The sequence below is a fragment of the Actinomadura violacea genome (assembly GCF_017573465.1).
In the GTDB taxonomy this organism is placed as follows: Bacteria; Actinomycetota; Actinomycetes; order Streptosporangiales; family Streptosporangiaceae; genus Spirillospora; species Spirillospora violacea.
The window spans coordinates 1-6,802 of sequence record NZ_JAGEPF010000065.1 but is presented as its reverse complement, the minus strand read 5'-3'; the positions used below and the strand labels follow the sequence as shown (position 1 = coordinate 6,802).

5 protein-coding genes are annotated in these 6,802 nt (G+C 67.9%); 4 read left to right on the top strand and 1 reads right to left on the bottom strand.

The features are described 5' to 3' along the window. Positions 1-70 precede the first annotated feature (70 nt). From J4709_RS52665 to J4709_RS52650, 4 genes are all read left to right on the top strand, one after another. The gene (locus tag J4709_RS52665; RefSeq protein ID WP_208253074.1) at positions 71-1,612 is read left to right on the top strand and encodes a site-specific integrase; all 1,542 of its coding nucleotides are present in this window, start codon (positions 71-73) and stop codon (positions 1,610-1,612) included. A 77-nt stretch (positions 1,613-1,689) separates the two neighbouring features. Beyond that, entirely contained in the window at positions 1,690-3,357 is a 1,668-nt protein-coding gene (locus J4709_RS52660; RefSeq protein ID WP_208253073.1) for a hypothetical protein, read from the top strand. Next, the gene (locus tag J4709_RS52655) at positions 3,354-5,480 is read left to right on the top strand and encodes a site-specific integrase (RefSeq protein WP_208253072.1); all 2,127 of its coding nucleotides are present in this window, start codon (positions 3,354-3,356) and stop codon (positions 5,478-5,480) included. The genes J4709_RS52660 and J4709_RS52655 overlap by 4 nt, the downstream gene beginning before the upstream one ends. Continuing rightward, positions 5,477-5,890 carry a hypothetical protein gene (locus J4709_RS52650; protein WP_208253071.1) on the top strand — a complete coding sequence of 138 codons (414 nt, stop codon included), beginning with the start codon at positions 5,477-5,479 and terminating at the stop codon, positions 5,888-5,890. The genes J4709_RS52655 and J4709_RS52650 overlap by 4 nt, the downstream gene beginning before the upstream one ends. A 19-nt stretch (positions 5,891-5,909) precedes the next feature. On the opposite strand, the gene J4709_RS52645 is transcribed toward J4709_RS52650, so the two are convergent. Beyond that, positions 5,910-6,668 (bottom strand): coenzyme F420-0:L-glutamate ligase, encoded by a 759-nt coding sequence (locus tag J4709_RS52645; protein WP_208253070.1) that lies wholly within the window; start codon positions 6,666-6,668, stop codon positions 5,910-5,912. Between the last annotated feature and the right edge of the window lie 134 nt (positions 6,669-6,802).

The following is a 6,802-nucleotide window of genomic DNA, read 5'->3' as shown; positions in this document are numbered from 1 at the left end:
TTCCCTATTGACTTAGCCTGTCGTAGCTGATCGAGAGAGGTGCTCCAGGTTGAGTTGGCGGGTGCGGTGGGTGCCGCAGGATGCGGTCCGGAGCGGCGTGCGGGAGGCGGTGCTGGCGGGGTGGGAGGACCTCTCCGTGCGGGAGGACGCGGTAGGTATACGGGCTGGCGACCCGATCTTCCTTTCGCCCGACCACCGGGTGGATCCGCTGTTGGCGCTGTACGGACAGTCGCGCCGGTTCCGTCAATACACGGCGGAGACGAAGCGGAACTATGCGACGGATATCGCTCTGCTGCTGACGGCTCTGTGGCGTCGTGGAAAGACGTGGCTGGACGCGACACCCAAAGATCTTGAGGATTACGAGGACTGGCGTCGGCTGGCTGCGGCGAATCCGAACCGGATCGGCGGGTCGAAGTGGAACCGCGAGCTCGCCGCCTTTACGAGCTTGTACTCGTGGGCCAAGAAGGCTGGCTATCTGACGCACAGCCCGGTCGTGATGAAGCAGGTGCTCGGGCGGAGTGGGGAGTTCGTCTCCGTCCCTGAGCAGAGGGCGCAGGACGCTCGGCTGAGCAACGTGCACTGGTTGACGCCGAGGACCTGGCGGCGGTGGATCGACGTCGGTCTGCGGGGGCACACCCGCGAAGGGGTTCCAGAGCCGGGTTGGGTGGGCCGTCTGGAGGACCGCAACGTCGCGTTCACGCGGACTCTCGTCTCGTCGGGTCTGCGGCTGCTGGAAGGTGCGTCTCTGCTGACCTTCGAGGTCCCTCAGCGGCGGCTCGGCGGCGGCCGCTACTACCGGGGCAAGGTGGCCGCCCAGGTGACCCGGTCGAAGAAGCAGCGCACCTTCTACGTCGCTTCGGACGCGGTGGGGGACGTCGAGGCCTACGTCGAGTCCTCGCGGGCCTGGGCGGTGCGGAGGGCCCAGCGGGCCGGCCGCTACGAGCGGTTGCCGGAGATGCGACTGGTCACCGGGGTCGGCCGGGGCCACAGACCGAAGGTCCGGTGGCGCGACCTAGACGGTGCGCCAGGGGAACGCGAGCTCGACAAGCTGACTTGGCAGGAGCGGACGCTGCTGTTCACCGAGGGGCCGCATGGTCCGGAGCCGCTTTGGCTCTGGCTCAATGAGGAGGGGCTGCCCTTCCTGCCGCACTCGTGGGAGGGGGTCTTCCGCACCGCGAACCAGCGTTGCGAGCGAGTGCTGACCCCGCCCAAGCGTCTGGGCATGGACCCGCACAAGGTCTACGCGCCCTATGCGACTCCGCACTCCGGGCGTCATTCCTTCGCCCTCTACATGCTGGTGGTTCTGAACTATCTGATGGACGAGCGGTTCGGCCTGTCGCCGGAGGAGCGGCGGGATTTTCGGCTGCTCTATGGCGATCCGTGGTTCATGGTTCAGAATCTGTTGGGGCACGCATCGAGGGACACGACGATCAAGCACTATCTCGCGCCCGTTGCTGACCTGCAGCTACGGGCGATGCTCGCCACTGCTGACGATGATCCGGCTGAGGCGCCGATGCCCGAGTTGGATGCGCTGTTCGCCCGGGTTGCCCGGGAGTCGCAAGGCATCCAGGATGTCGATGCCCGTATGCAGGCAGCAGCGGGTGCTTGGTGAGCCCGCGCGGACGCCGGGCGTCCCTGCCTCCTGCTGATCACGTCGGTCCGGAACCGCTCGTCAATGAGGGCCTGGTAGTGCGGCACACGAACGCGGCGGGCTACGTCAAGGAGTATGACTTCTCCGCTCTGCCGGTCGCCGAGCCGATGCAGCGCTCGCTGGCGAGGTTGGTCGCTGCTCATTGCACCCCTCATGGTTGGAGCTCGCACGGCACCTCGAAGTCGTACTGGGAGAAGGCGAAGAAGTTCGCGGACTTCCTATCTGGGCTGGAAGATCCGCCGCGGGATCTGGACGGGGTGACCGCGGCCATGGTGAAGCGGTGGCGGCTGAACCAGCCGCCGACAGGCGGGGGCTTCGAAACGGTCCACAAGCTCACCAGCCTCCTCAGGAGCGATGCCCGGCTTCAAGCGGGGCCGGTCGCCGATGAGCTGGCCGTTCGTGTCCGTCGTCCGAAGAGCACCACGCAGTCCTATGCCGAGGACGAGTTGGAGCAGATCAAGCTCGCCGCTCGACGGGTGTTCCGAGCGGCCCTGCTGCGGATCCGCGAGAACACCGAGTGTCTGGAGCGGTGGCGGGCGGGTGAGATCGCCGAGGGCAGCCAGGAGTGGGTGATCGGTGAGGTCCTAGACCTCCTGGCGCGCACCGGCGGCCTCCCGGTCACGGTGCATCCCTGCGGCACGGCGACCCTCCCGCGCCGCTACCGGCGGGCCCTGGGCGGCTCGCGAGGCGAGGTGACCTGGCAGCGGCTGTTTCTCTCCGGCATGGAGGCGGCGGCGATGGGAGTGCTCTTGATGGCCGAATACGGGTGGAACCTGGCGGTGATCGACCGGGCTGAGGTTCCGCGGGCCACCCCGGACCCGGGCGAGGACGGGCATCCGACCTACCGGATTCCGCTGGAGAAGCGACGCAGGGGCGCCGGACACCACTTCGAAACCCGTAACGTCACCGACGACGGAGCCTCTTCGCCGGGCCGGCTGATCAGCGAAGTGCTGGAGGCCACCCGCTGCGCCCGCGCCGTGGTCGAAGACCTGGCCCCGGGCACCGATCTGCTGGTGGTCTGGCACAACACCAAGTCGAATCAGACACAGTCCGACATGGACCGCCCTGCGCCGGTCGGCCGGTTCCACTTCGGCGTCAGCTCGACCATGGCGAAGAGATGGGGCCAAGCACACGGGTTGGACGGGTCACCCTTCCGCCGGGGCCGGCGGACGGTCAACGCGCTCGACCGCCGCCAGCCGGGGCAGAACACCCAGGAGACACACGACCGGAACTACGTCCTGGTCGACAAGCGAGTGCAGGCCGAGGCCGTCGAGGTCATCGCGGCCGGCGCCGAGAACGCCGCCGGCCGGGCCCACGAGGCAGTCCTGGTCGCCGAGCTGCGGAACGCTCCCGTCCCGGGTGACACCGAGACCGCCACCACCGACTGCCGCGACTACGACGACGGCCCCTTCCCCGCTCCGGAGGGCGGCTGCGGGGCGTCGTTCCTGATGTGTTTGGGCTGCGAAAACGCTCGCGTCCATCCCGGCCACCATCCGCGACTCGCCCACTTTCATCGCGCTCTGGACAGCCTGCACTCGGTGCTGCCGCCACGTGACTGGAAGAAGCACTGGCAGGACGCGCACACCCGTCTTGAAGACCTCAAGGGCAAACTCGGCGAGGGCCAGTGGGCACAGGCGCTGGACCGGGTCACCGATGCCGACATCGAGATGATCGACTTCTTGCTGACCGGAGACCTCAGCTCGTGACCGCCGCCGTTGAACACGACCCTTACGTCCTGCCGCTGCCGGCTCCGGACAGCCTGGTCGTCCAGCCCCACCTCGTCCGCGCGCTGCACGCGCACCTCAACGCCGAATACGCGGCCCCAGTTTGGCCGCTGGCCCCGCTGAACGAGAACCCCAGTTCCAGCAACCTCGCGATCCACTGGGCCAACAGCCCGGGGTGCTTCCAGCAGGAGCTCCGCTTGATCGCCTGGACCCTGATCAACGGGGAGCTGCGGCCCTCGTTCCTGCGGGGAAGGGGCACACGCCTGCGGGCCCGCATCAGCACGACGGGCATCTCAGAGACCGTGCGGCGGTGGATACACCTGGCGTTATGGCTTCAGGACCAGGGCATCACCACCCTGGCGGACTGCGACACCCGGGTCCTGCACGAATACGGTCAGCATCTTCTGCCCACCTACGGCAGCCGCAGCTACGCGCACGACACCCTTGTGTCGCTGACACGGCTCTGGGCCTACGACCAACTCACCGCCAGGCCAACCGGGATCGGGCGCCCGCCCTGGGACGAGCTGGGTGCCGACGATTATCTGCCGGCAGCGACGTCCACGAGCGGTGGTGAGAACGCCGGCGAGGCCCTGGCCGAGGAGACCATGGGCCCCCTGCTCATCTGGTCCCTACGCGTGATCGACGACTTCGCCGACGACATTCTTGCTGCCTGGGACGAGTCGCAGCGGCTTCGCCAGACCGCCCGCACCAGCCGCGCCACCCCGGACGGCGCGGCTGCCCTGCAGACCTACCTTGACTCGCTCAGCGCCACCCGGACGCCCCTGCCCACGGTCATGAACAAGGGCAGGACGAGCTTGGCCCGCAACTACATCTGCGGCATCACCGGCGCATCGAAGACGCAACTGAACAGGGTGATCGTGAGGATGGGCCTCGCGCGGAAGGCGACACTGCGGCCAGGCCCATGCCCGCTCGACACTCCGGTGACCGGACGGATCGCCGGCCGCCCCTGGAGGAAGAGGCTTGACTTCGGCGAGGCCGCCGACCTGATGCGGCACCTGGGCACGGCAGCCTTCATCGTCCTGTCCTATTTGACTGGAATGCGCCCCGGGGAGGTGCTGGGGCTGCGGAGCGGCTGCTGCCCCGACCCGGAGCCCGGCAAGGACGGCAAAGCCAGGCGGCACCTCATCCGAGGGCACGAGTTCAAGATCGCCACCGACGAGCAGGGCAACTACCTGTCCTCGGGCCAGGAACGCGAAGTGCCCTGGGTCGCCATCAGACCGGTCGTCAACGCCATCCGAGTCCTGGAACGCATGGTCCCCGATGGGGCCCTGCTCTTCGACCACAACACCCACGACCTGCATGCGAGCCGGGCCAACACCGGCGCTCTCCGCTTCGGCACGCTCCGCACGCGGATCGAGGACTTCGTCGTCTGGGCCAACGCCGAAGCCGCCGTGCACGAGCGAACCCATGACCTCATTCCTCCTGACCCCTGCGGAGCTATCGGCACCGAGCGTTTCCGCAGGACGCTGGCCTGGCACATTGCCCGCCGACCGGGCGGGCTAGTGGCACTCGCCATCCAATACGGGCATCTGCGCACCACCTTTGTCTCCGAGGGATACGGGGCCCGCAGCCGGGACGGCATCCACGAGCTCATCGATGTCGAGACCGTCCGCGCGGTCGCCGACACCGTCGCCGACCTGCACGACGATCTCGAGGATGGTGCCGGCGTCTCGGGACCCGCCGCACGGCGGGCCATCCGGGCCGCAGCCACCGCCCCGCGGTTCGAAGGCACGGCCATCACCGCAACGACCGCGCGTCGGCTGATCGCCAACGAGGACGCCATGATCTTCGACAACCCGCAGGCGTTCGTCCTTTGCCACTACAAACGAGCCCAGGCGCTCTGCCACCGCGACGGCGTCAGGGACACTCCAAGCCTGGACCACTGCGTTCCCAGCTGCGGAAACATTGTCCGCACCGACCGGCACGCCGCCCAACTCCGTGACCGCGCCGACTTCCTCGACAAACGCGCTGCCGCGGCTCCGCAGCCCGTCGGTGATCGCCTGCGAGGCAGCGCGAACAAACTCCGCGGGTTCGCCGACGCCCACGACCGCTTCAGAATCACCCCGACGGAGGACCTCGCATGATCCCCGCCCTTGACGAGCGCAACCGCATCCGGGCGGCGATGGAACGCATCCTTGACGGGACCCCGCAAAACTCCAACGGGGCCCTCACAATCGTCGCGCTCGCCCAGGAGGCCGGCGTCCCCAGAAACGCCCTCACCCAACGGCACACGGATCTCAGAAACGACTTCTATGAGCAGGTGAAGCAGCGCGGCGCCACCCCCGACGTCGAGACCCGCCTCCGCCAGATCATCACCAACCTCAAGCAGACGATCGCCAACAAGAACGAGGAGCTCGAACAGCTCCGCGCCGACGTCCCTGCCCTGATCCGGGTCGTCAACCAGCTCACTCTGGAAAACCAGCAGCTCCGCGAGGAGCTCGGAAGCCCCCGACACCGGGTCGTCCCCTTGCCCAGCCCCCGCAAGCCGTCCTGAGGCTGCAAGCCGTCCGCGTTCAGCGGACGACGGGCTCGGCGGACTTCTTCGCGCGATGCAGGATCGACCGCACACCTTCGTCGCTGGCTTGGTATTCGACACCGCGGATGACAGCGACGGGGGCGCCGCGGCCACGCTGCCCAAGGATGATCCCGGCCGCTGCGGCCACCAGGTCGACCGCGGTCTCGGCCTGCCGCTTGCCCCTGCCCTCCGGCTCGGTGTCTTCGGTGACCCTGAGCGGGGCGATTCCGGCGGCGCCGATCGCGATCACGGTCGAACCGAGACGGTCCGCGCGGCCGTCCGAGTCAGCGATCACCACGGCGACGTTGACCCCCGCCATGGCCGAGATCGCATCGCGCAGCCGGCGGGCGGAAGCGTCCGGGTCGGCGGGCAGCAGCCAGACGCCATCCGGCCCGTCACGGTCGACGCCCGCCGACGTCAGTTGATAGCCGAGTCGATGCCAGGCCACGATCGGTCCACGGTCTCCGACCACAAAATGCTCATCAGATTCGTCGAGAATGACTTGGACGACCTCAGCCGGTTTCCCCGTCCGAGCCGATATCGCCACGGCCGAGGGACCAGGGGTGACGGACGTCAGATCTACTCGTCTCTCCTCCGAGACCGAAACGACCTTCGACGCGACAACGATCACGTCACCTTCGCGCAATGAGATGCCTAGTTCCCGCACGGTCAAGGCGATGAGAGAGCCCAACTCGTCCCCAGGGGAAACCCTGGGGAAGGGCTCCACAGAGAACGCCGAGAAAGCTTCAGTAGTCATCAGAGTCTCCAGAGAGGGAAGCGGATCTGACCGCTCATCAACGACCGCTGCCTCCAGACGGCCCGGTCCTCGACGGGCGTCCCGGGCTCCGTCCGAGGCAGGACCAAGCTCAACATGCTGACTTGACAGGGAAG

Bases quoted from the DNA above. Each gene is read 5' to 3' on its own strand.
- J4709_RS52650 (WP_208253071.1), top strand. From the start codon at position 5,477: ATGATCCCCGCCCTTGACGAGCGCAACCGCATCCGGGCGGCGATGGAA.
- J4709_RS52645 (WP_208253070.1), bottom strand. From the start codon at position 6,668: ATGACTACTGAAGCTTTCTCGGCGTTCTCTGTGGAGCCCTTCCCCAGG.